This is a genomic window from Methylobacterium sp. WL12 (assembly GCF_008039475.1).
GTDB classification, from domain to species: Bacteria; Pseudomonadota; Alphaproteobacteria; order Rhizobiales; family Beijerinckiaceae; genus Methylobacterium; species Methylobacterium cerastii.
On the sequence record NZ_VRUW01000020.1, the window covers coordinates 21,274 to 47,882 of the forward strand.

Genomic DNA, 26,609 nt, shown 5'->3' on the forward strand with positions numbered 1-26,609 from the left:
CGGCTCCGGCACCCTCGGCGCAACCGGAGCCAATCGGCCGCTCGGCTCTTATCTCCCGGTCAGGCCGGTTGGTTGGGCTTGGTGGCTTGCGAAACAGGGATTCACGGGACCATGCGGACAGGTACGAAGATCGGGCTCGGGGCGCTGGCGGTCCTTCTCCTCGGCGGTGCGGCCTTCGTGCGCTTCGCGGTCTATCCCGAGAGCGCGTCGCTCCAGCTCGCCGACGGCCAGGGGGCGAGCCCGACCCTGCCCGCTCCGAACGCCACGCCGCTGCCCACCGTCAACATCGCGCCGGCCGCGGGCTGGGCGAAGGGTGCGAAACCAGCGCCTGCCTCCGGCCTGTCGGTCGCCGCCTTCGCCGAGGGGCTCGACCACCCGCGCTGGCTCTACACGCTGCCGAACGGCGACGTGCTGGTTGCCGAGAGCAACACGCCGCCCTCCGATGGGAAATTCCCCGGCGTGAAGGCCTGGATCGCCGGGAAGATCATGGATCGGGCGGGCGCGGGCGTGAAGAGCCCGGACCGGATCACGCTGCTGCGCGACGCCGACGGGGACGGTGTCGCCGAGGTGAAGACGGTCTACCTCAAGAACCTGACCTCGCCGTTCGGCATGGCGCTCGTCGGCAACGATCTCTACGTCGCCAACGCCGACGCCCTGGTGCGGGTGCCCTACGAGGCGGGCAAGACCGAGAACGCCGCGACTCCGGAGAAGGTCGTCGACCTCCCGGCCGGGATCAACCACCACTGGACCAAGAACGTCGTCGCGAGCCCCGACGGCACCCGCCTGTTCGTCACCGTCGGCTCGAACAGCAACGTCGCCGAGAACGGGCTCGAGGCCGAGAAGGGCCGCGCCGCGATCTGGGAATACACTCTCGCAACCAAGGCCTTCCGCGAATTCGCCACCGGCCTGCGCAACCCGAACGGCCTCGGCTTCGAGCCCAAGACCGGCACGCTCTGGGCCGCCGTGAACGAGCGCGACGAGATCGGCAGCGACCTCGTGCCGGACTACGTCACCTCGGTGAAGGAGGGGGGATTCTACGGCTGGCCCTACAGCTATTACGGCCAGCACGTCGACGACCGCGTCAGCCCGCAGCGGCCGGACCTAGTCGCCAAGGCGATCGTGCCGGACTACGCGCTGGGCCCCCACACCGCCTCCCTTGGCATCGCCTTCTCGCAGGGCGCGAACCTGCCGCCGGCCTGGACGAGCGGCCTGTTCGTCGCCCAGCACGGTTCGTGGAACCGGCGGCCGAAAAGCGGCTACAAGGTGATCTACGTGCCGTTCGCCGACGGCCGCCCCGCGGGCAAGCCAATCGACGTGCTCGCCGGCTTCCTCGACGCCGACGAGAAGGCGCAGGGGCGCCCGGTGGACGTGGCCTTCGACAAGACCGGGGCGCTGCTCGTCTCGGACGACGTCGGCAACGCGGTCTGGCGCGTGACGGGGGCGGCAGCCTCACAGTGAGGGCTCGCGGTCAAATGTCCGCGTACGGCTGAAGTCGAGCGTGGAGATGATGCTGCCGCGGCCCTGACTGAGGCTGTCCCCAGCGCCTTCGGCGGCCCTGGGAACCGTTGTGATGGTGGCCGGCTTCCGGGATTGGGTCGGTGAATAACTTATGCCGCATCCGTTCATCCTGCACACAGACAGGGTATGCGATGTGCGATCACGGCCTCCGTCGCTGGAAAAACGAGCTTCCGTGAAGATCGCCATCATCGCCCACCTGAAGTTCCCCATCGCGCAGCCGTATCCGGGCGGTCTGGAGATGCACACGCATCTCCTCGCCGGCGCCCTGAAGCGACGCGGCCACGACGTGACGCTGTTCGCGTCGGAGGGATCCGATCCGGCACTTGCGCCGGTCTACGTCTGCCAGCCCACCGGCGACGGCCTCGGCGATCCATTGCGGCATGCTTCGATCGACCGCGCCGAGAACGCGGCCTATGCGCGGATCATGGACGCGGTGCGCAACGGCGACTTCGACATCCTGCACAACAACAGTCTTCACGATCTCCCGCTGCGCCGAAGCCAAGACCTCGCGATCCCGATGGTGACGGCCCTGCACACGCCGCCGTTCGAATCGCTCGAGGCGGGCGTGCGCGCCGCGCCCGTTACGATGCCCTTCGCCGCCGTCTCGAACCACACCGCTGACGCCTGGCGCGAGATCGTCGCCGAGCCGGTGGTGATCGGCAACGGCGTCGAGCTTTCTGTCTTCGTCTACCGCCCGGTGCCGGACCCGGTGCCGTACGTGTTCTGGTCCGGTCGGATCGTGCCCGAGAAGGGCCTCCACCTGGCGATCGACGCCGCGCGCGCCGCCGGCCTGCCTCTGCATTTCGCCGGCCCGCGACCGAACCCCGCCTACTGGGCCGACTGGATCGCCCCGCGGCTGGGGGATGACCTCACCGATCTCGGCCATCTCGGCCATGCCGACCTCGCGCGCCACCTCGGCGGGGCGCGGGCGGCTTTGGTGACCCCGCGCTGGGAGGAGCCGTTCGGCCTGGTGGTCGCCGAGGCGCTGGCCTGCGGCACCCCGGTCGCCGGCTTCCGCCGCGGCGCGCTGCCCGACATCCTCGACGCGTCGTGCGGCGCGCTCGCCGAGCCCGACGACGTCGCGAGCCTGTCCGACGCCATCGTCCGCGCCGTCGCCCTCGACCGCCGGGCCTGCCGCCAGCGGGCCGAGGACCTATTCGACGCCGACGCGATGACCGCCGGCTACGAGGCGCTGTACGAGGCGGCGCTCGCCGCCCACGATCTTTCGCGCCTTCCGCCGCCGCGCCTGCGCCGCGTCGCCGGGGCCCAGGCCTGACCATGCGCCCGTCCGAACAGGCGGTCGTCTGCGTGCCCGCCCGCGACGAGGAGGTTTGCCTGCCGCGCCTCCTGCGCTCGCTCGCCGCCCAGGACGGCATCGCGGCCGACGTGCGGCTTCGCGTCCTGATCGTGGCCAACAACTGCACCGACGGCACCGTCGCCGCCGTGCGCGCGATGCAGGCCGCCGACATCGCACCCACGCTCGCGATCCGGGTCGTCGAGGCGCATCTGTCGGGGGCCGAGGCCCATGTCGGGACCGCCCGGCGGATGGCGCTGGACGCCGGTGCCGCCTGGCTCGAAGCCGACGGATGCCCCGACGGGATCCTGCTCACCACCGATGCCGACGCGCGGGTGCCGCGCGGCTGGCTCGCGGCCAACCTTCGGGCGCTCGAAGGGGCCGAGATCGTCGGCGGCCGCCTCGTGATCGACCCGGAGGACGCGATCGACCCGGCGCTCGCCGACCTGCACGCCCGGATCGAGCGCTACTGGGCCTCCGTTCGCCGGATCGAGGACGCGCTCGATCCGCCGCCGCACGATCCGGCCCCCCGGCACGGCGACCACACCGGTGCGAGCTTGGCGCTCCGGGCCGCCCTCTACCGGAGCGTCGGCGGCCTGCCGGCCCTGCCGCGCGGCGAAGACAACGCGTTGGTCGCCCGCGTCCGCGAGGCCGGCGGCCGCCTGCGCCACTGCCCCGACGTGTCGGTGATGGTCTCCGACCGCGCCGCCGGCCGGGCCCAGGGCGGCATGGCCACCGAGATGGTGCGCCGCGCCGCGACTGCCCGCGCCGACCTGCCCTACCGCCTCCCCGAGCCGCGCCATTGGGAAACGGTGATCGCCCGCCGTGCCGCCCTCCGGCGCACCTGGCTCGGCCTGGAGGGCACGGCGCGCCACGCGGCCCTGGCGGCGTTCGGCCTGACCGCGGCGGACCTCGCGGCCATCGATCCCGACGCCTGCGTCAACGACATCGCCTTCGTCGAGCGGGCGAGCCCGATCTGCGAGGCCGCCGACGGGCCTGCCCCGGAGATGGATCTCGACGACGCGCTCGCGGGCTTCGACGCGATCCTGCGCCCGAGCGCGGCGGCGTGACGCGACCGGTCGGCTACTACGTCCACCATCAGGGCGCCGGCCACTGGCAGCGGGCCTGCCTGATCGCCCGCGAGATGAAGCGGCCGTGCACGCTGATCGGCACCCTGGCCGCATTCGATCGCGGCGGCGCGCCCGGGGCCACGCTCGACCTGCCCGACGACCGACTTCCGGAGGGCGGGTTCGACGGGCGCGACGGCGCGGAGACGCGCCCGGAAGCGTTCCACTACGCGCCCCTCGGTCTGCCGGGCCTGCGCGACCGGATGGCGGCGATCGCGGCCTGGATCGCGGAAGCCGACCCGGTTCTGCTGGTGGTGGACGTCTCGGTCGAGGTCGCGCTGTTCGCGCGGCTGCTGTCGGTACCGGTGCTGATCGTCCGGCTTGCCGGCACCCGCGACGACCGGCCCCATCTCGAGGCCTTCCGCAGCGCCGAGCGCCTGATCGCCCCGTTTCCGAGCGTCCTCGACGGCGCGGACCTCCCCGTCTGGGTCCGCGACAAGACGCATTACGCGGGCTTTCTGGGCGCGACCGCCCGGCCCGGCCCGGCGCTGGAGCCCGACGGCCCGATTGTCGTAGTGTTCGGCCGCGGCGGCGCGGGCGGAACCGTGGCGGCGCTCGCCGACGCGGCGCACGCGGTGCCGGAGCGCGCCTGGCACGTCCTCGGACCCGTGGCGGGTGCCGCCCTGCCCTCGACCCTGCCCCCCAACCTGCACCTGCACGGATGGGTCGCCGACATCGGCCCGCACCTCGCCCGGGCCGCCCTGGTCGTCGGCGGCGCCGGCGACGGCGTGGTCGCGGCGGTGGCGGCGGCGGGGCGGCGCTTCGTCTGCCTGCCCGAACCGCGGGCCTTCGGCGAGCAGACCGAGAAGGCGGCCGCGCTCGAACGTCTCGGCGCGGCCGTGGTCCGCTCGTCCTGGCCCGAGGCCGACGAATGGCCCGCCCTGGTGAAGGCCGGCCTCGCCCTGGACCCCGCGGCGATCTCCGCCCTGCACGATCCCGACGCGGTGCCGCGCCTCGCCGCCGCGATCGAAGGCATCGCCGCCGGCCTCGAAGCGAGCTGAACCGGCGTCGGCCGGCCGAGCCTCAGAACGGCCGGTGCGCCGGCACTTGCGCGGCCGCGATCTCGGCCTCGGTCGGCTGCCGCAGAACGGTGAGTCCGCCGCCTCGGTCGGCCTCCACCAGCCCGAGTTCGGCGAAGGCGTCGAGCCAGCCGTCCATCGGCCAGATCCCGTGGCGGTCGTGGAAGCGCCGGGCGTTGGCGACGATGTCGGAGAAGTGCTGCAGCGGCGGGTCGCACGACAGGTGGTGCTGGTGGAAGGCGTGCATCCCACCCGCGAACAGCACCGGCACCCCGGCCCGCTCCGCCCGGAAGGCGAGGTCTGTGTCCTCGGCGCCGTAGCCGGTGAACCCCTCGTCGAAGCCGCCGACGCGGTCGTAGGTCGCCGCCCGCACCGCGAAGGCCAGCGACCAGAACAGGCCGGGCTGCGGCGCCGGGATCACGCCGGCCTCCGGGAAGAGCCGCGCGGGATGGCGGTGCCCGACCCGGTCGAGGCCGGCTTCGGTCCAGCCGTCCGCGACCGCGCCGCCGGGCAGGTAGCGGATCTCGCAGCAGATCAGCCCGTCATGCCCGGACACGGCCGCGGCGAGCCCGGAGACCAGGCCGGCGGACGGGATGCAGTCGACGTCGAGGTAGACCAGGATGTCGCCGGAGGCCGCGCGGCGCCCGGCGTTGCGGGCCGCGGCGAGCGGCAGGCCGTCGAGGCTCAGGTGCGTGCGCCGGATCGGGAAGCCGAGATCGGGAAGCGGCGCCGTGTCGCCGCCCATCTCGACGACGACGGCCTCGTCCGGCGGGGCGCAGCGCCCGAGGCCTTCGAGCAGGCGCGCGAGGTGGTGCCCGCGGCCCTTGTTGAGGGTGACGACGCTGACGCTCATGCCGACGCCTCGTCCACGTGCAGCACGTCGAGGCGGTACGCGTCGGTGCGGGCCTGATGCACGACCTGGGCGAAGCGCACTTCCGCGATCAGCGCCTCGGCCGCGCCGTCGCCCGAGAGCGGATAGTCTGTCTCGCCGAGCCAGTGCACCAGCACGATGTCGCCGCCGGGCAGGATCGACGCGCCGATCCGGGCCGCGATCCGGGCGATGTCCGCGCGGGTGAAGAAGTAGGCGACCTCCGAGAGCACGATCAGGTCGAACCGGCCGGACGGCCAGGCGTCCGGGATCGCGCAGGGCTCGAAGCGCACCCACGGGGTCGCGGCGTTGCGGGCGCGGGCCGCGCTCAGCGCCGTCTCGACCACGTCGACACCGAGCAGCGTTTCGCAGCGCGGCGCCAGACGTTGCGTCAAGACGCCGATCGAGCAGCCGATTTCGAGGCCCGACGCGTAGCGGTCGCGCGGGAGCACGGCGAGCGTCGCCGCGTACTTGGCCGCCTCGTAGGCGCTGGTGGTGAAGCCCCACGGGTCGGGATCGGGGTCGGCTCCGTAGAGCCCGGCGAAGTAGTCCGGCGTCAGCGAGGCGTCGCGGCGAGTCATGCCGCCAGGTCCACGAAGCGCTCGTAGGGGCCGCACAGGCGGTCGACCATATCCTCCGAGAGTCGGAAGCCCTCGAGATCGTCGGCGATCAGTCCGGTCGTCTGTGAGGCGTGGGCCGCCACCGCGCGGCGCTTGGCGGCGCGGTGGGTCGACACGTCGAGCCGGAACCCAGTCGGCGCCGGCCCGACCTCGCGCTCCGGCGGCAGGGTCCAGCCCCAGACCGGGTAGGCGTAGGCGCGGATGCCGGGAAGCATCGGGCGGGCGAGCCCGACGATGTCGGCCGCCGCGGTGTGATCGCAATGCGGGTCGTGCCGCCAGGTGACGAACACCGCGTCGGCCCCGCTTGCGCTGACGGCGTCCGCGACCGTCTCGGCTGCGGCCTGCGCCGTCGCGCCGGCGCTCGGCACGTGCGCGTCGGGCAGGCGCAGGAAGGTGACATGCTCCGGTGCCAGCCCGAGCTCGGCCACCGCCCGGCGGGTCTCCTCCTCGCGCAAGCCGCGCAGCCGCTCGGGCGGGTACAGGCGGGAGTTCGGATGCGAGCCGCAGCCGTCGCTGACCACGACGAGCCGCACCGGCAGGTCGCGCGCCCGCGCCTCGGCGATCAGCCCGCCGCAGCCGAGGCTCTCGTCGTCGGGATGGGGCGCCACCACGACGAGGCCGCGCGTCGCCATCGCCGACAGGTCGGCGACGGGAAGGCTGTCGAGCAGGGGCAGGAAGGCGTCGGCGCGCATGAAGTCGTCTTCTCGGGTCGGTCGGCGTCAGGCCGGTTCGGAATCGTGCCAGAGCGCGTGGACCGGGGCCTCGGACTCGGCGACGTAGGTCGCCGCGCCGGCAAGCGCCCCGTCGGGGGCCGGCTGGCGCAGGTAAGTCGCGAGGTCGCGCGCCAGCCGCTCGAGCGGGTGGGCCTCGAGGAAGCCGGAGAGCCCGACGGAGCGCTGGGCCAGCTCGATCGCGTCGAGGCCGGCCCGCTCGACCGCGCCGCGGGCGAGGGCGACGTAGGCGACTGCGCGGTCGCCCGAGACGGGCTCGGCGGTGGCCATGTGGCCGGCGCGCTCGACGAACAGGCGCGCGGTCTCGGCGGCGGTGGCCGCCTGCCCGAGGCGGGCGCGCTGGTGCGGGTCGGCGCCGCGCCCGGTGGCCGCCAGGTGGCCGCGATGTGCCTCCAGCACCGCTTCGATCCCGCCGCACTGCACTGCGAGGAAGCGCCAGGCGCCGGCCGCGAAGAACGGCTGGCGGTAGTAGTCGTCCGGCGCGCCGACCCGGTCCAGGGGGTCGACCTGCAGGCCCGTGAAGTCGACCGTCCCGGTGGCCGAGGCCCGCATCCCGTGCGCGCGCCAGCCGGACAGGTCGGCGCGGGATTCCGGATCGAGTGGCACCACGAGCATCTGGCGGCGCCCGTCGGGCAACCGCGCCGTCACCAGCGGCCGCGTCACGTATCCGGCCCCGGACGCGTAGGACTTCGCGCCGGTGAGCACCGGGTCCGCCTCGGGGCCGATCGCGAGGCCGCCCGGCTCCGCCGGCTCGGTGTTCCACACGCCGAACAGGTGTCCGGCGCGGGCGTCGGCCGCGAGCCGGGCGCGCACCGGGTCGCTGCCGTAGCGCAGCACCAGCGCCAGCGCGTTGACGTGGCCCTCGTAGATCCGGCCGACCGCGAGGTTGCCGCGGCCGATCCCGCGCAGCACGTCGCGCAGGCGCTCGGTGCCCGCGGGCGTGCACAGGCCCGCCCCGCCCAGCGCCTCGGGCAGCGGCGCGGCGAGCAGGCCGGCCCCGCGCAAGGCCGCCATCGCCTCCACCGGGAAGCTGTCGTGGCGATCGGGGGCCGGCGCGCGCGCCACAGCGGAGGCGGCGAGCTCGGCGAGGCCCACGGGACGCGCGTTTACCTGGGCGATGGGGAAGGGAATCGTCATGTTCGGGTCCGCAGGATGCAGCGTGCGCGTGAACGCGCCATGTACGGACGCGCGTCGGACCAATCAGCCCCGCGGTTCGTCGTTCCGGTGCGCCCTGCGGCTTGACCGTCGCACCAGCATGATCCTTGCTCCCCCACGAACCGATGCTTGAAACGGGCGCTTCGGGCCGCCGGCATGCGAGAGGGACCATCGTGCTCCTGACCCCCCGCGAAAAAGACAAGCTCCTCGTGGCGATGGCCGCGCAGGTCGCGCGGAACCGCCTCGCACGCGGCGTCAAGCTCAACCACCCGGAGGCGATCGCGCTGATCACCGACTTCGTGGTGGAGGGCGCCCGCGACGGGCGCTCGGTCGCCGAGCTGATGCAGGCGGGCGCGAACGTCCTCACCGTCGACCAGGTGATGCCGGGCATCAGTGAGATGATCCACGACATCCAGGTCGAGGCGACCTTCCCCGACGGCACCAAGCTCGTCACGGTGCACCATCCGGTGCGCGGCGTGGCCTCCCCCGACGTACCCGGCGCGATCACCACGCAGCCGGGCGAGATCGTGTTCAACGAAGGCGCCGAGCGCACCCTGGTCGAGGTCGCCAACGTCGGCGACCGACCGATCCAGGTCGGCTCGCATTACCACTTCTTCGAGGTCAACCCAGGGCTGCGCTTCGACCGGGAGAAGGCGCGCGGCCAACGCCTCGACATCGCCCCGGGCACGGCGGTGCGGTTCGAGCCGGGCTCGACGCGGGAGGTCGTGCTGGTGCCGCTGTCCGGCGGGCGGACCGTGTATGGTTTTCGCGGCGACGTGATGGGGGCGCTGTAACGGAGATCGGGTCCACCGTACGGACGGATTTGGAGATGGACGATGGGAAAGTTCGAGACGACCATGTCGATCCGCGGGGAGGTGACGGTCCCTTTCCCGGTGCGGGAAGCGCTCAAGCTTAGGCCGGGCGATACCGTGATCTTCGATCAGGACGAGGCGGGTCGCGTCCTGTTGCAGGCGCAGCCGAGCTTGGGCCGAGAACGGGCTGTGACGCCGAGCGACCTGTCTTCGATGCCGTCGATCGGCCTTGCCGCACGGCGTCGCGCCGTTGCGCATGCCGATGGCGATCCGGTTGGAGATTACCTCGTTTCCGAGGACGAGCGGACGAAGACTCGCGCATGATCGGCCTCGATACGAACGTCCTGCTTCGCCATACCCTGCAGGACGACGCGGTACAGGCCCCGATAGCGACCGTCTTCCTGCTCGCTGCCGAACGGCTGGCAGAGCCTGCGCTGGTGAATCCCGTGGTGCTGATCGAGTTCGTTTGGACGTTGATGCGCCGGGAAGGATTCACGAAATCCGATCTCCTCGCGCTCATGGACGTGCTCGCGGCATCCCCGCACGTCGTGTTCACCGATCGGACCGCGATCTGCGCAGCGATTGCCGACTGGCGGATCGGACGAGCCGACTTCCCAGATTACCTGATCGGGCATCTGAACCGCCTCGCAGGTGCTTCCACCACCGTGACGTTCGATGTCGACGCCGCCGCAGAGCCGGCATTTTCGCTTCTGACGTCCTGAACGGACACGGAGAGCCGTCTTGGCCAACATGCCCCCCCGCGCCGCCCTCCCCCGTGCCGCCTACGCCGACATGTTCGGGCCGACCACCGGCGACCGCATCCGGCTCGCCGACACCTGCCTGGAAATCGAGGTCGAGCGCGACCTCACCACCTATGGCGAGGAGGTGAAGTTCGGTGGCGGCAAGGTGATCCGCGACGGCATGGGACAGAGCCAGGTCACCAACGCCGGCGGCGCGGTCGACACGGTGATCACCAACGCGGTCGTCCTCGACCACTGGGGCGTGATCAAGTGCGACGTCGGGATCGTGATGGGCCGCATCGTCCGGCTCGGCAAGGCCGGCAACCCGGACATCCAGCCGGGCGTCGACATCGTCGTCGGGCCGGGCACCGAGGTCATCGCCGGCGAGGGCAAGATCCTCACCGCCGGCGGTTTCGACAGCCACATCCACTTCATCTGCCCGCAGCAGATCGACGAGGCTCTGTGCTCGGGCATCACCACGATGCTCGGCGGCGGCACCGGGCCGGCGCACGGCACCTTCGCCACCACCTGCACCCCCGGCCCCTGGCACATCGCCCGGATGATCGAGGCGGCCGACAGCTTCCCGATGAACCTGGCCTTCGCGGGCAAGGGCAACGCCTCGCGCCCCGACGCGCTCGTCGAGATGGTGCGGGCCGGCGCCTGCGCCCTCAAGCTCCACGAGGATTGGGGCACCACACCGAAAGCGATCGACACCTGCCTGACGGTCGCCGACGAGCACGACGTGCAGGTGATGATCCACACCGACACCTTGAACGAGTCCGGCTTCGTCGAGGACACGATCGCGGCGTTTGCCGGCCGCACGATCCACGCCTTCCACACCGAGGGCGCCGGCGGCGGGCACGCGCCCGACATCATCAAGGTGGCCGGGCTCCCCTACGTCCTCCCGTCGTCCACGAATCCGACGCGGCCCTATACGAAGAACACCATCGACGAGCATCTCGACATGCTGATGGTATGCCACCACCTCGACCCGTCGATCCCCGAGGACCTCGCCTTCGCCGAGAGCCGCATCCGCAAGGAGACGATCGCCGCCGAGGACATCCTGCACGACATCGGCGCGCTTTCGATGATGTCGTCGGACAGCCAGGCCATGGGCCGGGTCGGCGAGGTCGCGATCCGCACCTGGCAGACGGCGGACAAGATGAAGCGCCAGCGCGGCGCCCTGCCCGGCGACGGGAGCGGCAACGACAACCTGCGGGCGCGGCGCTACATCGCCAAGTACACGATCAACCCGGCGATCGCGCACGGCGTCTCGGCCCATATCGGCTCGGTGGAGCCGGGCAAGCTCGCCGACCTCGTGCTGTGGTCGCCGGCCTTCTTCGGGGTGAAGCCCGATCTCGTGATCAAGGGCGGCATGATCGCGGTGGCGCCGATGGGCGACCCCAACGCCTCGATCCCGACGCCGCAGCCGGTGCATTACCGCCCGATGTTCGGCGCCTTCGGCCGCGCGCCGTTCTCCACGGCGCTGACCTTCGTCTCGAAGGCGGCGATCGAGGACGGCCTGCGCGAGCGCCTGGGCGTCCAGAAGCAGCTCGTCGCGGTGGAGAACGTGCGCGGCGGCATCTCGAAGAAGAGCATGATCCTCAACGACGCGACGCCCGAGATCGAAGTCGACCCCGAGACCTACGACGTGCGCGCCGACGGCGAGCTGCTGGTCTGCGAGCCGGCGGACGTGCTGCCGATGGCGCAGCGGTATTTCCTATTCTGAGGTAGGATGGGAGCGTTCGAGGAGAGCCACGATGTCGAACGCCGCGCTGAAGCCGCCGCCAGTTGCCGATCCGTATGAGACGGACTTCTACCTCTGGACGCAGGCCCAGGCCGAACTGCTGCGGGCCCGCCGGTTCGATGAGCTCGACCTGGAAAACCTGATCGACGAGGTGGCGAGCGTGGGCGGCAGCGAGGAGCGCGAGATCGGAAATCGCCTCGTCGTCCTGCTGGGTCACCTCCTCAAGTGGAAATATCAGCCCGGTGCCCGCAAGAACGGGTGGACGGCGACGATCTTCGAGCAGCGCACGCAGATCGCACTGATCCTGCGGGCAAGTCCCAGCCTGAAACCACATCCGGCGAGCGTCTTCGCGGCGAGCTACCTGTCCGGCCGCCTTCTGGCGTCGAAGGAGACCGGGATCGACTTCACGCTGTTTCCGGAGGTGCCGCCGTTCACGGTCGTCCAGGCGCTCGATCTCGACTACCTGCCCAAGGAGCCCGACCTGCTGGATCAGTCCTGACCCCATGATCCGCGCCACAAGCGTCATCCGCGCCGCCGCCCTCGCCCAGGGCGAGATCGTCGACCGCATCGTCCTCGACCACGGCGACCGCCATCGCCGCCGCATGGCGATGCGCGGGGTGGGCGGGCTCGCCTTCCTGCTCGACCTGCCCGAGCCCACGGTGCTCGACGACGGCGACGCGCTGGCGCTGGAGGACGGGCGGCTGGTCTGGGTCGAGGCCGCGCCCGAGCGCCTGCTGGCGATCCGGGCCGGCTCGGACCATGCCCTGAAGCGGCTGATCTGGCACATCGGCAACCGGCACATCCCGGCCGAGATCACGGACGACGCGGTCTACATCGCCTACGACCACGTGCTCGCCGAGATGGTGCGGGGCTTGGGGGGCAGCGCCGAACCGGTGGAGCGCCCGTTCCGGCCGGAAGGCGGCGCCTACGCCGGCGGCCACGCCCCGGCGCATGGCCACGATGCCGGCCACCCCGGCGAGCCTGCGGGCGGCCACGCCCACCATCACGGCGACGGGCGCTACCACACCCATGATTGAACGCATCCGGCTGATGGCGTGGCTGTCGCCGACCTACCCGGTCGGCGCCTACGCCTACTCGCACGGGCTCGAATGGGCGGTGGAGGCGGGCGATGTCGCCGACGAGGCGGGCATCGCCGGCTGGCTCGGCGACGTGATGGAGCACGGCGCCGGCCGCAACGACCTGATCCTGGCAGCCCACGCCCACCGCGCCGTTGCTGCGGGGACGATGCCGGAACTCGCCGCGATCAACGATCTCGCCCTGGCGCTGGCGCCGTCGCGCGAGCTCCACCTCGAGACGAGCCAGCAGGGCCGCAGCTTCCTCGACGCGACCCTGGCGGCGTGGCCGTGCCCACCCCTCGACGCGGTCGCCGAGGCGCTGCCGGGAGCGGTCGCCTACCCGGTCGCGGTGGGGGCTGCGGCGGCGGCGCACCGCATGGAACGGCCGGCGCTTCTGGCCTCCTACGGCCTCGCCTTCATCCAGAACCTCGTCTCGGCGGCGTTGCGCGCCGCGCCGATCGGGCAGGCCGCGGGCACCCGGATCATCGCGGCCTTGAGCCCCCGCATCGCCGCGCTCGCGGAGCAGGCCGAAGCCTGCAGCCTCGACGACCTCGGCTCGGCGACGCTTCGCCTGGATCTCGGCTCGTTCCGGCACGAGACCCAGTATTCGCGGATCTTCCGCTCGTGATCCTCTGACGGAGCTTGCCCGCATGGCATCGAACAACGGACCTCTGCGCGTCGGCATCGGCGGCCCCGTCGGCTCGGGCAAGACCGCGCTGATGGAGCAGCTGTGCAAGCGCTTCCGCGACACCTACGAGATCTGCGCGATCACCAACGACATCTACACCAAGGAGGACGCCCGCATCCTCACGGTGGCCGGCGCGCTGCCCGAGGAGCGGATCATGGGGGTCGAGACCGGCGGCTGCCCGCACACGGCGATCCGGGAGGACGCCTCGATCAACCTCGCGGCGGTGGCCGAGATGCGCCGGCGCTTTCCAAAGCTCGACCTGATCCTGATCGAGTCGGGCGGCGACAACCTCGCGGCGACCTTCTCGCCGGAGCTTGCCGACATCACGCTCTACGTCATCGACGTGGCGGGCGGCGAGAAGATCCCACGGAAAGGCGGCCCCGGCATCACCCGCTCGGACCTGCTCATCGTCAACAAGACCGACCTCGCGCCGCTGGTCGGCGCCGACCTCGGGGTGATGGAGGCGGACACCAAGCGCATGCGCGGGACGCGGCCCTACGTGTTCGCGTCCCTGCGCGAGGGCGCCGGGGCCGACGCGGTCGCGCGCTTCGTCGTCGAGGCCGGCGGCCTCGGCTAGGTCGCGCCGCGTCATACCAAATCCGGTTGATCCCTTCGGGATGGCGGATTTTACCTTCGCTCATGCGCCGCGCGGGCTTGCCGATACGGCAGCCGCTTTCATCAAGCGGATGCCGTATCAGTGCTCGGCGTTGGCCGAGCGTGCGCGGGGCGCGGCCGTGCCGCGCGGGACGCCGCCCATCAGCGCGTCGAGCCGGCCCATGCGGGCCGAGAACTTCTGGGCGGTCTCGAAGGCGGCGCGGTCGCGCGGGGTCATCGGCTTCCCACGCGCGTCGCGGGCCTGCGCCGAGGCGATCGGCAGGGCCACGAGCACGAGGGCGGCGATGCGCAGGGACGAGGTCATGACCAGCACTCCATGCCGGATGCGGCGCGCCCCGCGCGCGCGCAGCCCGGCCTTCGGCAGCTTTTCAACGTAGGGGTGAAACTGCGGCCAAGCTGTGCGCTGGCGCACCGCTTTGGCCGGCTATCCGCGCCTCGACAGCCGGAACGATCGATGCGAGGTTCGCAAGGTCAACGGGTTGCGCGCGACCGCATCGTGTCGCCGGCTTCGATGGAGTGGGCATGTCGCCGGAATTGCAGGAATCGCGTGCGGCCCTGATCCTGATCGCCGCGGTGGTCGTGTCCGTGCTGATCTTCGGGGCCGTGACGCTGTTCAGCCAGATCGGCTGACGCCCCCGCACACCCTGCCTCCCGGCGCCCGACTTCGCTGCGTCTCGGCCAGGGTACCCTTGCGGGGACCGCGAGACCTCGCGATCGGCATCGCCGGGGCGGCACGACCGTGAAACCCGTCGGGATCGGTAGAATGCAGCGGGGTCGAGCCTGGAGCGCGTGTTGAATTAACTCTCTATTAATTCCATCCTTGGTTGTATGTCGCCGGTTCCCGAGCGAAATTACAACCGAACCGTGGAGGTCCTCCATGCGCCCCGAAGTCATCGATCGGCCCCGTGCGTTGCCCGTCGACCTCACCGCAGCCCTGTCGGCCTCCGGCGTCGTCGGAACCTGGTCGTGGTCGGCCCAGCCCGATCGCTGCATCCTCGATGCCGGGGCCGCCGACGTGCTGGCGGGGGACCACGCGATCGCCGGGCTGCCCGTCCCGTTCGAGCGCGCCAAGGCCCGGGTGCATCCGGACGACCTGCCCAAGCTGTCGCGCCACTTCAAGCGCCTGCGCCGGAGCGGCGGCCTGTTCGTCGCGGAATACCGCACCGTCTCGGCCACGGGCCGCGTGCGCCGGATCCTCGACCGCGGCCGTCTCGTCCGCAGCGAGGCCGGGACCGTGCTGCACGGCCACGGCATCATCATCGACGTCACCGAGGGCGACCTCGACCTCGGCGCCTTCAGCGAGCGCCCAGACCCGGCGACGATCCTCGACACCGCCGCCGCGCACGCCCTCGCCTGCCGCGAGTCGATCGACCATCTCGACAACTCGGAGTTGCGTCTGCTCGTCGATGTGCTGCTCCTCAGCCTCGGCCAGCAGATCGCCGCCCTGTCGCGCGGGCAAGCACGCGGGTCGGCACGCGGGCTCGGACGCGGGCACTGATCGAAAGCGAGGCCCCCGCCTCGCGCCATGCACGCGCGGGCTACTGAACCAGCACGGCTTGGTTGCACATCATGCCGTCGACGGTGACGTCGGCGTAGCCGAGGCGCAGGCCGAGGATGCGCAACGTCGTGTCGAGCACGCCGTCGAGGGCCGGCGTCACCGCCATCAGTGCGGTGGACAGGAGCGGCCCGAGCAGGGGCGGCACGATCATCAGCCCGTTGATCGAGAGGGACAAGCCCTGGACGAGGCTGCCGGTCAGCGACTGCGTCAGGCCGGTCGTGGACACGGTCTTCGTGATCTGGCGCGTGATGTCGTCGTTGGAGAAGGTCAGGGTCTGGGGCGTCGGGCTGGCGATGGTCGCCCGCGCGGTGCCCTGCACGGTCAGCAGCGGCAACGCGATCAGGTTCGCGGGGCGGGTCAGGTCGGGGGTGGCGGCGCCGACCGCGATGCTGCTGCGGGACACGTTGGCTATGGCGAGCGTCGCGAGGCCGGGCTGGGCGTCCACCGTCACCTGCCGCCGGGTCGCGGCGGTCCAGGGGCAGGCGATGGTGCGCAGGGTCGCCGAGGCCTGCGCCGCCTCGACATAGATCGGCAGGGTCACGGTTCCGAGGCCGAGCGGCGCCGTCAGCGTCGTCTCGATCAGCAGGCGCACCTGCGCGGTGTGGACCGTGGCGTTCGCCGTGCCCGGCTGGACGTAGCCCGAATCCTGCCGCCGCTCGCCGATCGCCAGCGTCAGGCGGGTGCCGAGAAGGCCCGGCACCGTCGCGCCGAGGTCGAAGGCGATCTGGTTCTGGCCGTTGGCGCCCGCGGCGATGTCGGCGAGCACGTCCATCAGGCCGACCAGGGGGCCGGCGGCGCCGCGGGCGGGGGACAGCGCTCCCGCGTCGCCGAGGTCGACGACCTGCGCGACGGGAACCAGCGCGCCGGCGTTCGGCAGCGCGGCCATCAGATTGGCCAGGGCCGTCACCGCGGCGCCGGCACCGGAGGTGCCCTGCGCGGCGACCTTGAGGGCGGCGGTGAGCTGCCCGACGCTGGCCTTGGCGGCGACGAGGTCGGCGTAGTTCGCCGCCTGGAGGTTCAGGCCGACCGCCAGCGCGTCGAGGAAGCGGAAGGCGTCGACTTGGGTCGACAGCAGGGCGTTGTAGTCGAGGACGGAGAGCGACAGCTTGGTGCCCAGCATCGCACCGAGCAGGGCGTTGGCGACGCCGCCGTCGAGCGCCGCCACGCCGGAACCGATCGAGAGGGCCGCGAACCGGGCGCTCGCGGCCGTGCCCGTCACCTGGATCGGCACGGTCTTGGGCAGGCCGAGCACCTGCGCGAAGTGCACCGGCACCCCCGTCTTCAGCCCGACGCGGACGGCGTTGGCTGGGCTGGCGCCGGCCTGGAACCGGCCGGCGGGGGCGACCTTGGCGTCGCCGACGTAGCTGCCGGGCGAGACCGTCACCGCGGCGGCGGCGTAGCCGTTGTCGGCGAGCGACCGGCGGGCGAGCGCGTCGGCCCCGCCTGCGCCGGCGGCGGCCAGCATCGCGGCGATGTCGACCGCACCCTGCGCCTTGCGCTTGGCCTGCATCACCATGCCGAGGTCGATCCCGACCGCGGCCGCGCCCATCAGAGCGGTCGCGCCCAAAGCCACCAGCACCGCGACCGAGCCGCCCCGGTCCGACCGGAGATTGCGCACCCGGGCCCTCACAGGCCGCCCCGGCGCACGCTGACCGTGCTGGTGAAGACGTCCGGCGGGAGCGGGACCAGCTTGCCGAGGGCCTTCAGCCCGAGGACGGAGGAATCGTAGGTGAGTGTGACCGTGTAGACGGTGGCGTCGCTCGGGCTCGTGCCGACCGAGACCGCGACGCTGCCGGCCTTGAACATCGCGCTGGCGGCGAGGCTGCGCTGCACCACGGCCTGGGCGAGGGAGGCGCGCTCGCCGTCGCTGACGCCGGCGACCGAAGCGCGGGCCGCCTCCGCCGCGACCTGGCGCAGGGTGTGCGCCGCGCCGAGATAGATGCCGAAGGCGCAGATGCCGGCAAACAGCAGCAGCAGGACCGGCGTCACCAGTGCGAACTCGACCGCCGCGTTGCCGCCGCGGCAGGCCGTCAGCTTCCTGCCCTCGCGTCCCGCCGTCGATCCCATCGCGCGACATCCCATAGCTGCATCGCAGATTGGCGATACAACTTATCGTATGGGTCTCCGCTTAAGAAATGATGTAAATACAATCCCGAGTTGTATTAACTCTTAGGCGGCGACCGCCTCCTCGCGCGCCGCAGCAAGCATCGCGGTGATCTCGCCGGCCGGGCGTGGCCGGCTGAACAGGAACCCCTGCATCTCCTGGCAGCCCTCGGCGCGGACGGCGGCGAGCTGCTCCTCGGTCTCGACGCCCTCGACCAGGGTGGTGATGCCGAGGCTGCCGCCGAGGGCGACGAGGGCGCGGATGATCGCGCCGGCCTCGGTCGCCTTGCCGGCGTCCTGGACGAAGGAGCGGTCGATCTTCATCTTGTCGAAGGGGAAGCGGCGCAGGTAGGTCAGGCTCGAATAGCCGGTGCCAAAATCGTCCATCGAGATGCGGATCCCGGTCCGGCGCAGCAGGTGCAGGGTCTCGAGGTTGGCCTCGGTCTCGTCGAGCAGGACGCTTTCGGTGATCTCGAGCTCCAGGCGGTCGGCGCGCAGCCCGCTCGCGGCGAGGGCGAGCAGCACCGTCTGCGCGAAGGTGCGATTGCGGAGCTGGACCGCCGAGACGTTGACGGCGACGCTGATCCCCTCCGGCCAGGCCACGGCGTCGCGGCAGGCCTGGTTCAGTACCCATTCCCCGAGGGCGACGATGAGACCGGTCTCCTCGGCCACCGGGATGAAGGTGGCGGGCGAGATCAGCCCGCGTTCCGGGTGGCGCCAGCGGACCAGGGCTTCAACGCCGGTAATCCGATTGCTGCCGAGGTTGACCAGCGGCTGGTAATGCACCTCGAACAGGCCCTGCCGGAGGGCGTCGGCGAGGTCGCGCTCGATCGCGCGGCGGATTTCGGCGGTCTCGTCCATCGCCGGCTCGAACAGGCAGGCGGTGCCGCGGCCCTTGGCCTTGGCGTGATAGAGCGCGGTGTCGGCGTTCTTGAGCAGCCGGTCGATGTCGTCGGCCGCGTCGTCGGCGATGGCGATGCCGACGCTCATGCCGATCTCGACGGTGTAGCCGTCGAGGTCGTAGGGCGTGCTCACCATCGCGATCATCCGCCCGGCCAGCGCCAGCGCGCCGGAGGCGTCGGAGACCCGGTGCAGCACCGCGAACTCGTCCCCGCCGAGGCGCGCCACGAGGTCCCCCGTGCGCACCCGGGCGCAAAGCCGTTCCGAGACCGCCCGCAGCAGCGCGTCGCCGGCGCCGTGCCCGTGCATGTCGTTGATCGCCTTGAACCGGTCGAGGTCGAGGCAGAGGATCGCCAGCCGGTTGGTCTCGCCCGCGAGCCGCGGCCTGCCGAGCATGTCGAGGCCGTGCTCGCGAAACGCCGTGCGGTTCGGCAGGTCGGTCAACGCGTCGTGGCGCGCCATGTGCGCGATCCGCGCCTCGTTGCGGCGCCGTTCGGTGATGTCCTCGAAGGTCGAGACCCAGCCGCCGCCCTCGATCGTGCGGTAGCACACGACGAGGATCCGGCCGTCGGCGAGCTCGCGTTGGATCGGCTTCGGGTCGGCGTCGAGCAGGGCCCGGCGCGTGCCCTCGCACAGGGCGTCGGCCGTGGGGGCGCCGCGGTAGCGGCCGGCGGCCACCAGCATCGCGCAGATCTCGCGCTGGGTCATGCCGACGTGCAGCCTGTCCGGAGCGATGCCGAAGAGTTCGCAATACCGCTGGTTGTAGATGACGAGGCGCGCCGCGTCGTCGAACAGGCACAGGCCCTGGGTCATGTTGCTCAGCGCCGCCGCAAAACGGTTGTTCTGCTCGACGAGGCTGGCATGCGAGGCGCGCAGCTCCGCCAGTGTCTCCGCGAGCGCGCTGCGCGTCTGGCCTTCGGAGCCGATGTCGGTGCCGATGCCGCGATAGCCGCGGAAGGTCCCGTCCTGCGCGACCACCGGCTCGCCGCCGATCCGGAACCAGCGCACGTTGCCGTCGGGATGGGCGTAGGGAAAGATGAAGCCGGCGAAGGCCTCCCGCCGGTCGATCGCGGTGACGTACGGCATCCAGGACAGGCGGTCGCCCCCGTTCGCGGCGACCCCGATCCGCGACGTGCCGGTCAGCGTCTCGGCGTTGCGCCCGAGGACGCGTTCCGCCTCGGGAGACAGGTAGCTGAAGTTCTGTGACGTGTCGGTCTCCCAGAACCAGTCGGGTTCGGTCTTCGCAAGATCTACCAAGGTTCGTACGGGCATTCGGGCACCATCGATCGTAACCCTATCCTCCAAGGCAGGCATTAAGATATTATTCGTACCGCACTTCACGATCCTGCGCGTCGTGGGCGGAGCCCCGCGCCTTCCGATGCGTTGCCTGCGGACGCGCGCCGCCGCCGCTCCGGGCCGCGGTCGCGAAACGTCGGAGGAAGGCGCATGCCGAGCGGTGGCGAGGATCTGTTTCCCGGGTTCGAGGCCCTCTGGATGGAGGCGGCCTGGGGCAAGGCCTTCGCCCGGGTCGGCGGCCCGGCGGACGCGCCGCCGCTGCTGCTGCTCCACGGCTTTCCGCAAAGCCACGCGCTCTGGCACCGCGTCGCCCCGGACTTGGCGCGCGACCATCGCGTGATCTGCCTCGACCTGCCGGGCTACGGCTGGTCGTCGGCGCCCCCGAGCGATTCCGGACACGAGCCTTACGCCAAGCGCCGGGTCGGCGCGGAGATCGTGGCGCTGATGGAGCGGATCGGCCATGTCCGCTTCGCGCTGGCCGGGCACGACCGTGGCGCCCGCGTCGCCTACCGCCTCGCCCTCGACCATCCGGGCCGCGTCTCGAAGCTCGCCCTCCTCGACGTGGTGCCGACGGCGGTGCAGTGGGCGCGGATCGAGGCCGCGCCGGGCATGAACCCGCACTGGCCGTTCCTGGCCGAGCCCGCCCCGAACCCGGAGACCGCGATCGGCCGGGACCCGGACGGCTACTTCCGGAGGCTGATCGCCGGGTGGACGGCGGGCAAGGACCTCTCGGCCTTCGACCCGCGTGCGCTCGACCTCTACGCCCAGGCCTGGGGCGTGCCCGAACGCATCCACGCGATGTGCGAGGATTACCGCGCCGGCGCCGGCCCCGACCGCGCGGCCGACGAAGCGGACATCGCGGCCGGCCGAACCCTGGCGATGCCGGCCCTGGTTCTCGCCAGCACACGCTACCTGGACCACGAAAAGCCCGAGACGGCGCTCGCGGCCTGGCGGCGGACGCTCGCGCCGGACGCGGTCGGCGCCGCGATCGAGTCCGGTCACTTCCTGGCCGAGGAGAACCCGTCGGCGACGCTCGCGGCGCTCCGCCCCTTCCTCGCCGGTGAAGCTCCGCCCAAAGCGTAACACGGAAGCCGACGCTCGCCGTGGTTGTGCGCCCGGCCTTCGCCTAGCATGCGCCCCGGACCGCCCGAACGGCGGCCGGACGACAAGATCACGACCTCCGGGAGGATACGCATGACCAAGGGACAGGTTCGTCTCGCGCTGGGCGTCGCGCTCGCCGCGCTCGCCGCGCCCGCCGCCGCGCAGGGCTTCTCGGACGGCGTGGTGAAGATCGGCATCCTCAACGACCAGTCCGGCACCTACGCCGAGTTCGGCGGCCGCTCCTCGATCGAGGCGGCGCGGATGGCGGTGGAGGATTTCGGCGGCTCGATGAACGGAACGCCGATCGAACTCGTCTCGGCCGACCACCAGAACAAGCCCGACATCGCGTCCGGCATCGCCCGGCAATGGTACGACCGCGACAACGTCGACGCGATCATGGAGCTGACGACCTCGTCGGTGGCGCTCGCCGTCCAGGGCCTGTCGAAGGAGAAGCGCAAGATCACCATCACCACCGGCGCCGCCACCGCCGACCTCACCGGCAAGGCCTGCACCCCCTACGGCTACCACTGGGCCTACGACACCCATGCGCTCGCCGTCGGCACCGGCGGCGCCCTGGTGCAGCAGGGCGGCGACACCTGGTTCATGCTGACCGCCGACTACGCCTTCGGCTACTCGCTGGAAGCCGAGATCGCCCGCTACGTCACCTCGAAGGGCGGCAAGATCCTGGGCAACGTCCGCCACCCGCTCTCGGCACAGGACTTTTCCTCGTTCCTGCTGCAGGCGCAAGGGTCGGGCGCCAAGGTGATCGGCCTGGCCAACGCCGGGCTCGACACGTCCAACAGCATCAAGCAGGCGGCCGAGTTCGGCATCGTCGAGGGCGGGCAGCGGCTCGCGGCGCTGCTGTTCACCCTGGCCGAGGTGAAGGGCCTCGGCCTCAAGGTCGCGCAGGGGCTGACCCTCACCGAGGGCTGGTACTGGGACCTCACCGACGAGAACCGCGCGTTCGGGCAGCGCTTCATGAAGCGCACCGGCAAGATGCCGAACATGATCCATGTCGGCACCTATTCGGCGGTGCTGCAATACCTGAAGGCGGTGAAGGCCGCCGGCACCGACGAGACCGAGGCGGTCAACACGCTGCTGCACACGATGCCGGTGGACGACGTCTTCGCCAAGGGCGGCAAGGTCCTGCCGAACGGGCGCATGGTCCACGACATGTATCTGTTCGAGGTCAAGAAGCCCGCCGAGTCGAAGGGCGACTGGGACCTCTATAAGAAGCTCGCCACGGTGCCCGGCCCGGAGGCCTTCGCCACCGCCGAAGCCAGCGGCTGCCCGCTGACGACGGCCGCCAAGTAGGAACGGCAAGAAGGGACGAACCCGCTGACCACGGCGGCCGACTCCCGTCCACCCCCCTCATCCTGAGGTGCGGCCGCAAGCCGCCTCGAAGCAGACCTCCAGGGATCGCGCGTCGGCTGGAGGCCTCCTTCGAGGCCCGCCAAGGCGGGCACCTCAGGATGAGGTGGTGGGTGGGAGTGACACTTGTCGAAGGGGCGTCTGGTCGAAGGGGCGTCTGGAAGACCGCCGCTCAGGCGGACGTCAGCCGCAGCACGCCCTCGCCGCGACGGTGGCCGACGGTGGTCACCGCGACCTCGGCAAGGCCCCGCTCGGCCACGAGCCCGGCCGCAAGGGCCACGCCGAACGGCGCCGTCACCTCAAGGCCATGGCCGACCAGGTCGCCGAGGGCGTGGACCGGCCGGTCGGGTGCCAGGACCGACAGGCGCGCGCGCTCCTCGTCGGTGATCGCCGCAACGCCGGTGGCGCCCGAGACGATCGCCGCGGCCTGCGCAATGCCCGCTTGCCGCCACAGGGCGTCGAGGCTGGTCGCGACGCCGCCCGGCTCGCGCCGCGTCCGATCGCTCGCCACCGGTCCGAGCCGCGCGAGCGCGCGGGCGCCGCGCGCAGCCGCAGTCTCGGCGGATTCGAGCATCAGGAAGGCGGCGCAGCTGCCGAGGATGAAGCCCGGCGCATCCGCGCGGTCGAAGACCGGCGCGTAGTCGGGCTTGCGCAGGAAACCGCCCATCTCGTGGACAACCATCACGTCCGGCCGCTCGGCGCTGTAGGAGCCGCCGACCAGCATCGCGTCGATCTGGCCCGAGGCGATCCGCGCCTGCCCGATGCGCAGCGCGTCGACGCCCGAGGCCTCCTCGCCCATGAAGGTGCGCGACGCGCCTGTGACGCCGTGGACGATGGCGATGTTGCCGGCCAAGAGGTTCGAGAGCTGCGCCAGAAACAGCGTCGGGCGCAGGTCGTTCTGCAGCCGCTCGTTGAGGAAGGCGCCGGCGTGCTCGGCCTCGCGCAGGCCGGTGAGGATCGCCCCGTCGACCGCGTAGTCGCGCTCGCCGCCGCCGGCCGCGACCACGAGATGGAGCGCCTGCTTGAACCCGGCGTCGTCCTTCACCCCGGCCGAGTCGAGCGCGAGGCCGGCGGCGTAGACGCCGAGGCGCTGCCATGCCTCCATCTGGCGCTGGTCGGACTTCTTCGGGATTTGCCCGTCCCAGGCGATCGCCGGAGCCGGGTGGACGGGATACGGCGCGAAGGTCGCCGCGTCGGTCCGTGGCGCGGCGCCGGCGTCGAGGGCGTCGAGGTGGGCGGCCAGGCCCTCGCCGACGCAGGAAACGAGGCCGATCCCGGTGACGACGACGGCGCGGCTCATTCGGCTTCTCCCGGCGCATCCCCGTCGATCACGAGGCCGATCTTCGCGGTGCGCGCGCGCATCAGGGCGTCGAGCCCGTCCGGGAACGGCATGGTGCGGAAGCGGAGCTCGGCGTCGGCCAGGAGCTTGCCGTCGTGGCGGATCGCGGCCTTGGTCACCGCGTAGCCCGAGCCGTCGTGCTCCAGGCTCGCGGTCACGGTCAGCGTCGCGCCGGGGCCGACGAAGGAGCGGAAGCGCGCCTTGTCCACCGCCATCAGGAACGGCATCTGCGCGAAGTTCAGGTGGGCGAGCACGAGGTAGCCCGAGGCCTGCGCCATGGTCTCGGTGAGGAGCACGCCCGGCACCAGAGGGTGGCCGGGGAAGTGCCCCTCGAAGACCGGGCTCTCCGTCGGCACCTGGGCCAGGGCCTCGATCCGGCCGGCGGCGCGGTCGAGGCTCACCACGGAATCGATCATCTCGAAGTATTCGAGGCGCATGGGCTGCCGATCCGCAGACGTGTTCGGAAGGTCGTTCGCGTCGGCTCAGACCTTGGCGGCCTTTTCCGCGACCAGCGCGTCGATGCGGGCGCAGAGGTTCTTCAGCACGAAGTACTCCTCGGCCGGCACCTTGCCTTCGTTGACCTCCTGGGTCCAGCGCTCCAGCGGCAGCTTGATCCCGAACGCCTTGTCGACGGCGAAGGCGATGTCGAGGAAGGCGAGGCTGTCGATGCCGAGGTCGTCGATCGCGTGGCTCCCGGGCGTGATCTTCTCGCGCGGGATGTCGGCGGTGTCGGCGATGATGTCGGCCACGCGCTCGAAGGTGGCGGTGCCGGTGCTGGGCTGGTCTGACATGCGTTCTCGCCGAATCGGGATGGGTGCGACGGGCCGCCGCCGATGCTCGACGCGGCGCCCCCATCCGCACGGCCCGGTGGCGGAGGGCGCCCTGCGCCGCCCCGTCAAGTGGCCGCGACCTCTACACGAGGGGGTCCGGCCCGGCAACCATGTGGCCCTCCGGGCGGGCTTCGCCGGATGGCAAAGGTCCCACGGCGGCCTACATGAGCGCGCGGCGGATCGCGCCGGAGGACTCGCCTGATGGACCAGACGCTTCGCACCGACCACGCGCCGCCGGACCGCGCCCCGCCGCTCCCGCCGGTGGAGAAGGCGCGCGGCCAGGGGATCGCCCGCGTGGCGCTCGTGCTGTCGCTGTCGGCGCTCGGCCTCTGGATCCTGTCCGGCTTCCTGCCGGCGCTCGCCTGGGCGGTGGTGCTGGCGATCGCGCTGTGGCCGCTCTACGCGCGCGCCGAACGGCGGTTTCCGCCAGGCGGCCACAACGTCGTGCTTCCGCTCGTGGCGACGCTCCTCGTCGCCCTCGTCTTCCTCGCGCCGCTCGTCATCCTCGGCGTCCAGGCGGCCCGCGAGGCGCACGACGTGCTCGACTTCGTGCGCACGGCCGAGAAGGACGGCGTCCCCGTGCCGGACGTCATCAACCACCTGCCCTACGGCGCGGCCCAGGCGTCCGCCTGGTGGAGCGCCAACCTCAGCCATCCCGATGCCGGCTCCGACCTGCTGCGCAAGCTGGACAACGATTCCGTGATCGGGGTGTCGCGCAACGTCGGCAAGGAGGTGGTGCATCGCGTCGTGCTGTTCGGCTTCAGCCTCGTCGCCCTGTTCTTCCTGTTCCGCGACGGCCGCACCATCCGCGACCAGGTCCTCGTGGCGTGCAACCGCCTGTTCGGGCCGCGCGGCGAGCGGGTCGGCCGACAGATGGTCGCCTCGGTGCACGGCACCGTCGACGGCCTCGTCCTCGTCGGCCTCGGCGAGGGCGTCGTCCTCGGCATCGTCTACTACTTCGCCGGCGTGCCGCACCCGGTGCTGCTCGGCGCGTTCACCGCGGTCGCCGCGATGATCCCGTTCGGCGCGGCGCTCGCCATCGCCATCGCGGCGCTGCTGCTCGTGGCGGCGAGCTCGGTGAAGGCGGCGGTGATCGTGGCCGTCGCGGGCTTCGTCGTGACGTTCGTGGCCGACCACTTCGTGCGCCCGGCGCTCATCGGCGGCACCACCAAGCTGCCGTTCCTGTGGGTGCTGCTCGGCATCCTCGGCGGGGTCGAGACCTTCCACCTCCTCGGCCTGTTCCTCGGCCCGGCGGTGATGGCCGCGCTGATGTTGCTGTGGCGCGAGTTCACGGTCGGCGCCGACGCGAAGGCTCCCTGACATGCGAACGGCCGCGGGATCCGAGATCCCGCGGCCGTTTTGCGAAGACTTCGGCGGCACGGATTTGCGTGCAGCCGGAGTCGGTTCGATTACATCGGCGGGGTGAGGCCGTCCTTGCCGACGGCGATCAGCTTGCCTTCGATCTTCGAGCCGGCCTTGTCGACCACGGCGAAGATTTTGGAGCCGGGGGTGAGGATCGCCTTGTCCGCAGGCTCGAAGGCGACGATCGGTGCGGTCGGCGGCACTTCGATGGTCTTGGCCGCGCCGTCCTTGCCGTAGCCGACGGTGAGCGTCTTGGTGCCCGAGGCGCCGGCCGTGTCGGCCTTCACCGTGCCGTTGGTCATCGCGCTCTTGACGCGCGACGCGCCGGACTCGGCCTTGACCGTGCCGTTGGTCATCGAGCTCTTCACCGCCGCGCCGCCCGCGGCGGTCTGGTCGGCGATCGAATCCCAGCCGTAATGGCCCTCGCCGGTGCCGCGCATCGACTCGGGGAACAGCACGACCTCGAGCGCCGTCATCGGGTTCTCGCCCTTGGTCGCCGTGCCGATGAAGACGCCGTCCTTGATCTGGTCGAGGCTCGACTTCACGACCCAGGCGAACTTGGCGCCGCCGACGTCGACGGTCTCGGTGGCCCCGTCGACGGTCTTGATCGTGACCATGCCGCCGTCGGCCTTCTCGATCGTGCCGCGGACGCGCTCCAGCGCCTGGGCGGAGAAGGCGGCGCCGGACAGGGTCATCAGGCCGGCGACGGCGAGTGTGGTGAAGGTCTTCATGTAGCGCT

28 protein-coding genes are annotated in these 26,609 nt (G+C 71.7%); 16 read left to right on the plus strand and 12 right to left on the minus strand.

What is annotated here, in order from left to right; translation table 11 throughout:
* Positions 1-111 precede the first annotated feature (111 nt).
* From FV226_RS10260 to FV226_RS10275, 4 genes are all read left to right on the plus strand, one after another.
* Complete coding sequence (locus FV226_RS10260) at positions 112-1,458, plus strand: sorbosone dehydrogenase family protein (RefSeq protein WP_147762815.1); 1,347 nt, start codon at positions 112-114, stop codon at positions 1,456-1,458.
* 232 nt (positions 1,459-1,690) lie between these two features.
* A complete protein-coding gene (locus tag FV226_RS10265) occupies positions 1,691-2,794 on the plus strand; it encodes a glycosyltransferase family 4 protein (protein ID WP_147762816.1) in 1,104 nt (367 codons plus the stop codon).
* A 2-nt stretch (positions 2,795-2,796) separates the two neighbouring features.
* Positions 2,797-3,882, plus strand: a complete 1,086-nt coding sequence (locus FV226_RS10270; RefSeq protein WP_147762817.1) for a glycosyltransferase — start codon at positions 2,797-2,799, stop codon at positions 3,880-3,882.
* A complete protein-coding gene (locus FV226_RS10275) occupies positions 3,879-4,940 on the plus strand; it encodes a glycosyltransferase (protein ID WP_147762818.1) in 1,062 nt (353 codons plus the stop codon). The genes FV226_RS10270 and FV226_RS10275 overlap by 4 nt, the downstream gene beginning before the upstream one ends.
* A 22-nt stretch (positions 4,941-4,962) precedes the next feature.
* Here the strand turns inward: FV226_RS10275 and FV226_RS10280 are convergent, their stop codons facing one another.
* From FV226_RS10280 to FV226_RS10295, 4 genes are read right to left on the minus strand one after another with little or no spacing between them, the layout of a single operon-like run.
* The gene (locus FV226_RS10280) at positions 4,963-5,811 is read right to left on the minus strand and encodes a galactosyltransferase-related protein (protein ID WP_147762819.1); all 849 of its coding nucleotides are present in this window, start codon (positions 5,809-5,811) and stop codon (positions 4,963-4,965) included.
* On the minus strand, positions 5,808-6,407 hold the full coding sequence (locus FV226_RS10285) for an SAM-dependent methyltransferase (RefSeq protein WP_147762820.1): 600 nt from the start codon (positions 6,405-6,407) through the stop codon (positions 5,808-5,810). Before FV226_RS10285 ends, FV226_RS10280 begins: the two co-directional genes overlap by 4 nt.
* Entirely contained in the window at positions 6,404-7,138 is a 735-nt protein-coding gene (locus FV226_RS10290; protein WP_147762821.1) for a PIG-L family deacetylase, read from the minus strand. The genes FV226_RS10285 and FV226_RS10290 overlap by 4 nt, the downstream gene beginning before the upstream one ends.
* Positions 7,139-7,165: 27 nt before the next feature.
* Positions 7,166-8,314 (minus strand): acyl-CoA dehydrogenase family protein, encoded by a 1,149-nt coding sequence (locus tag FV226_RS10295; protein WP_147762822.1) that lies wholly within the window; start codon positions 8,312-8,314, stop codon positions 7,166-7,168.
* Between the two features lie 191 nt (positions 8,315-8,505).
* On the opposite strand from FV226_RS10295, the gene FV226_RS10300 reads away from it, so the two are divergent.
* Genes FV226_RS10300 through ureG form a run of 8 tightly spaced genes read left to right on the plus strand, consistent with a single transcriptional unit; the run spans position 8,506 to position 13,972 of the window.
* On the plus strand, positions 8,506-9,126 hold the full coding sequence (locus tag FV226_RS10300) for an urease subunit gamma (RefSeq protein WP_147762823.1): 621 nt from the start codon (positions 8,506-8,508) through the stop codon (positions 9,124-9,126).
* A 42-nt stretch (positions 9,127-9,168) separates the two neighbouring features.
* On the plus strand, positions 9,169-9,468 hold the full coding sequence (locus FV226_RS10305; RefSeq protein ID WP_147762824.1) for a hypothetical protein: 300 nt from the start codon (positions 9,169-9,171) through the stop codon (positions 9,466-9,468).
* Positions 9,465-9,866, plus strand: a complete 402-nt coding sequence (locus FV226_RS10310) for a type II toxin-antitoxin system VapC family toxin (RefSeq protein WP_147762825.1) — start codon at positions 9,465-9,467, stop codon at positions 9,864-9,866. Before FV226_RS10305 ends, FV226_RS10310 begins: the two co-directional genes overlap by 4 nt.
* Before the next feature lie 28 nt (positions 9,867-9,894).
* Complete coding sequence (gene ureC, locus FV226_RS10315) at positions 9,895-11,613, plus strand: urease subunit alpha (RefSeq protein WP_187277372.1); 1,719 nt, start codon at positions 9,895-9,897, stop codon at positions 11,611-11,613.
* A 31-nt stretch (positions 11,614-11,644) separates the two neighbouring features.
* The gene (locus FV226_RS10320; RefSeq protein WP_147762827.1) at positions 11,645-12,130 is read left to right on the plus strand and encodes a DUF29 domain-containing protein; all 486 of its coding nucleotides are present in this window, start codon (positions 11,645-11,647) and stop codon (positions 12,128-12,130) included.
* Between the two features lie 4 nt (positions 12,131-12,134).
* A complete protein-coding gene (locus FV226_RS10325) occupies positions 12,135-12,668 on the plus strand; it encodes an urease accessory protein UreE (protein ID WP_147762828.1) in 534 nt (177 codons plus the stop codon).
* Positions 12,661-13,335, plus strand: coding sequence for an urease accessory UreF family protein (locus tag FV226_RS10330; protein WP_147762829.1), 675 nt, complete (start codon positions 12,661-12,663; stop codon positions 13,333-13,335). The genes FV226_RS10325 and FV226_RS10330 overlap by 8 nt, the downstream gene beginning before the upstream one ends.
* A gap of 22 nt (positions 13,336-13,357) precedes the next feature.
* Positions 13,358-13,972 carry an urease accessory protein UreG gene (gene ureG, locus FV226_RS10335; RefSeq protein WP_147751441.1) on the plus strand — a complete coding sequence of 205 codons (615 nt, stop codon included), beginning with the start codon at positions 13,358-13,360 and terminating at the stop codon, positions 13,970-13,972.
* Positions 13,973-14,089: 117 nt separating this feature from the next.
* On the opposite strand, the gene FV226_RS10340 is transcribed toward ureG, so the two are convergent.
* Positions 14,090-14,314, minus strand: coding sequence for a hypothetical protein (locus FV226_RS10340; protein WP_147762830.1), 225 nt, complete (start codon positions 14,312-14,314; stop codon positions 14,090-14,092).
* A 573-nt stretch (positions 14,315-14,887) separates the two neighbouring features.
* Between FV226_RS10340 and FV226_RS10345 the strand changes: the two genes are divergently transcribed.
* Positions 14,888-15,508 carry a PAS domain-containing protein gene (locus FV226_RS10345; RefSeq protein ID WP_147762831.1) on the plus strand — a complete coding sequence of 207 codons (621 nt, stop codon included), beginning with the start codon at positions 14,888-14,890 and terminating at the stop codon, positions 15,506-15,508.
* A 40-nt stretch (positions 15,509-15,548) separates the two neighbouring features.
* Here the strand turns inward: FV226_RS10345 and FV226_RS10350 are convergent, their stop codons facing one another.
* From FV226_RS10350 to FV226_RS10360, 3 genes are all read right to left on the minus strand, one after another.
* A complete protein-coding gene (locus tag FV226_RS10350; protein ID WP_246691543.1) occupies positions 15,549-17,186 on the minus strand; it encodes a TadG family pilus assembly protein in 1,638 nt (545 codons plus the stop codon).
* A gap of 8 nt (positions 17,187-17,194) precedes the next feature.
* Positions 17,195-17,635, minus strand: coding sequence for a TadE/TadG family type IV pilus assembly protein (locus tag FV226_RS10355; protein WP_147762832.1), 441 nt, complete (start codon positions 17,633-17,635; stop codon positions 17,195-17,197).
* 102 nt (positions 17,636-17,737) lie between these two features.
* The gene (locus FV226_RS10360) at positions 17,738-19,828 is read right to left on the minus strand and encodes an EAL domain-containing protein (protein ID WP_348644094.1); all 2,091 of its coding nucleotides are present in this window, start codon (positions 19,826-19,828) and stop codon (positions 17,738-17,740) included.
* Between the two features lie 189 nt (positions 19,829-20,017).
* Here FV226_RS10360 and FV226_RS10365 point away from each other — a divergent pair, with 189 nt between their 5' ends.
* A complete protein-coding gene (locus tag FV226_RS10365; protein ID WP_147762834.1) occupies positions 20,018-20,950 on the plus strand; it encodes an alpha/beta hydrolase in 933 nt (310 codons plus the stop codon).
* A gap of 111 nt (positions 20,951-21,061) precedes the next feature.
* Positions 21,062-22,282 (plus strand): ABC transporter substrate-binding protein, encoded by a 1,221-nt coding sequence (locus tag FV226_RS10370; RefSeq protein ID WP_147762835.1) that lies wholly within the window; start codon positions 21,062-21,064, stop codon positions 22,280-22,282.
* Positions 22,283-22,511: 229 nt separating this feature from the next.
* Here FV226_RS10370 and FV226_RS10375 read toward each other — a convergent pair whose 3' ends face one another.
* Genes FV226_RS10375 through FV226_RS10385 form a run of 3 tightly spaced genes read right to left on the minus strand, consistent with a single transcriptional unit; the run spans position 22,512 to position 24,469 of the window.
* Positions 22,512-23,639 (minus strand): beta-ketoacyl-ACP synthase, encoded by a 1,128-nt coding sequence (locus FV226_RS10375; RefSeq protein ID WP_147762836.1) that lies wholly within the window; start codon positions 23,637-23,639, stop codon positions 22,512-22,514.
* Entirely contained in the window at positions 23,636-24,115 is a 480-nt protein-coding gene (locus FV226_RS10380; protein ID WP_147751433.1) for a 3-hydroxyacyl-ACP dehydratase FabZ family protein, read from the minus strand. The genes FV226_RS10375 and FV226_RS10380 overlap by 4 nt, the downstream gene beginning before the upstream one ends.
* A gap of 45 nt (positions 24,116-24,160) precedes the next feature.
* Entirely contained in the window at positions 24,161-24,469 is a 309-nt protein-coding gene (locus FV226_RS10385) for an acyl carrier protein (RefSeq protein WP_147762837.1), read from the minus strand.
* A gap of 240 nt (positions 24,470-24,709) precedes the next feature.
* Between FV226_RS10385 and FV226_RS10390 the strand changes: the two genes are divergently transcribed.
* Entirely contained in the window at positions 24,710-25,828 is a 1,119-nt protein-coding gene (locus FV226_RS10390) for an AI-2E family transporter (RefSeq protein WP_147762838.1), read from the plus strand.
* A gap of 89 nt (positions 25,829-25,917) precedes the next feature.
* On the opposite strand, the gene FV226_RS10395 is transcribed toward FV226_RS10390, so the two are convergent.
* Positions 25,918-26,601, minus strand: a complete 684-nt coding sequence (locus tag FV226_RS10395) for a metal ABC transporter permease (RefSeq protein WP_147762839.1) — start codon at positions 26,599-26,601, stop codon at positions 25,918-25,920.
* Positions 26,602-26,609: the final 8 nt, after the last annotated feature.

Bases quoted from the DNA above. Each gene is read 5' to 3' on its own strand.
- FV226_RS10260 (WP_147762815.1), top strand. From the start codon at position 112: ATGCGGACAGGTACGAAGATCGGGCTCGGGGCGCTGGCGGTCCTTCTC.
- FV226_RS10270 (WP_147762817.1), top strand. From the start codon at position 2,797: ATGCGCCCGTCCGAACAGGCGGTCGTCTGCGTGCCCGCCCGCGACGAG.
- FV226_RS10280 (WP_147762819.1), bottom strand. From the start codon at position 5,811: ATGAGCGTCAGCGTCGTCACCCTCAACAAGGGCCGCGGGCACCACCTC.
- FV226_RS10285 (WP_147762820.1), bottom strand. From the start codon at position 6,407: ATGACTCGCCGCGACGCCTCGCTGACGCCGGACTACTTCGCCGGGCTC.
- FV226_RS10290 (WP_147762821.1), bottom strand. From the start codon at position 7,138: ATGCGCGCCGACGCCTTCCTGCCCCTGCTCGACAGCCTTCCCGTCGCC.
- FV226_RS10295 (WP_147762822.1), bottom strand. From the start codon at position 8,314: ATGACGATTCCCTTCCCCATCGCCCAGGTAAACGCGCGTCCCGTGGGC.
- FV226_RS10305 (WP_147762824.1), top strand. From the start codon at position 9,169: ATGGGAAAGTTCGAGACGACCATGTCGATCCGCGGGGAGGTGACGGTC.
- FV226_RS10310 (WP_147762825.1), top strand. From the start codon at position 9,465: ATGATCGGCCTCGATACGAACGTCCTGCTTCGCCATACCCTGCAGGAC.
- ureC (WP_187277372.1), top strand. From the start codon at position 9,895: ATGCCCCCCCGCGCCGCCCTCCCCCGTGCCGCCTACGCCGACATGTTC.
- FV226_RS10320 (WP_147762827.1), top strand. From the start codon at position 11,645: ATGTCGAACGCCGCGCTGAAGCCGCCGCCAGTTGCCGATCCGTATGAG.
- FV226_RS10325 (WP_147762828.1), top strand. From the start codon at position 12,135: ATGATCCGCGCCACAAGCGTCATCCGCGCCGCCGCCCTCGCCCAGGGC.
- FV226_RS10330 (WP_147762829.1), top strand. From the start codon at position 12,661: ATGATTGAACGCATCCGGCTGATGGCGTGGCTGTCGCCGACCTACCCG.
- ureG (WP_147751441.1), top strand. From the start codon at position 13,358: ATGGCATCGAACAACGGACCTCTGCGCGTCGGCATCGGCGGCCCCGTC.
- FV226_RS10340 (WP_147762830.1), bottom strand. From the start codon at position 14,314: ATGACCTCGTCCCTGCGCATCGCCGCCCTCGTGCTCGTGGCCCTGCCG.
- FV226_RS10345 (WP_147762831.1), top strand. From the start codon at position 14,888: ATGCGCCCCGAAGTCATCGATCGGCCCCGTGCGTTGCCCGTCGACCTC.
- FV226_RS10355 (WP_147762832.1), bottom strand. From the start codon at position 17,635: ATGGGATCGACGGCGGGACGCGAGGGCAGGAAGCTGACGGCCTGCCGC.
- FV226_RS10365 (WP_147762834.1), top strand. From the start codon at position 20,018: ATGCCGAGCGGTGGCGAGGATCTGTTTCCCGGGTTCGAGGCCCTCTGG.
- FV226_RS10370 (WP_147762835.1), top strand. From the start codon at position 21,062: ATGACCAAGGGACAGGTTCGTCTCGCGCTGGGCGTCGCGCTCGCCGCG.
- FV226_RS10375 (WP_147762836.1), bottom strand. From the start codon at position 23,639: ATGAGCCGCGCCGTCGTCGTCACCGGGATCGGCCTCGTTTCCTGCGTC.
- FV226_RS10380 (WP_147751433.1), bottom strand. From the start codon at position 24,115: ATGCGCCTCGAATACTTCGAGATGATCGATTCCGTGGTGAGCCTCGAC.
- FV226_RS10385 (WP_147762837.1), bottom strand. From the start codon at position 24,469: ATGTCAGACCAGCCCAGCACCGGCACCGCCACCTTCGAGCGCGTGGCC.
- FV226_RS10390 (WP_147762838.1), top strand. From the start codon at position 24,710: ATGGACCAGACGCTTCGCACCGACCACGCGCCGCCGGACCGCGCCCCG.
- FV226_RS10395 (WP_147762839.1), bottom strand. From the start codon at position 26,601: ATGAAGACCTTCACCACACTCGCCGTCGCCGGCCTGATGACCCTGTCC.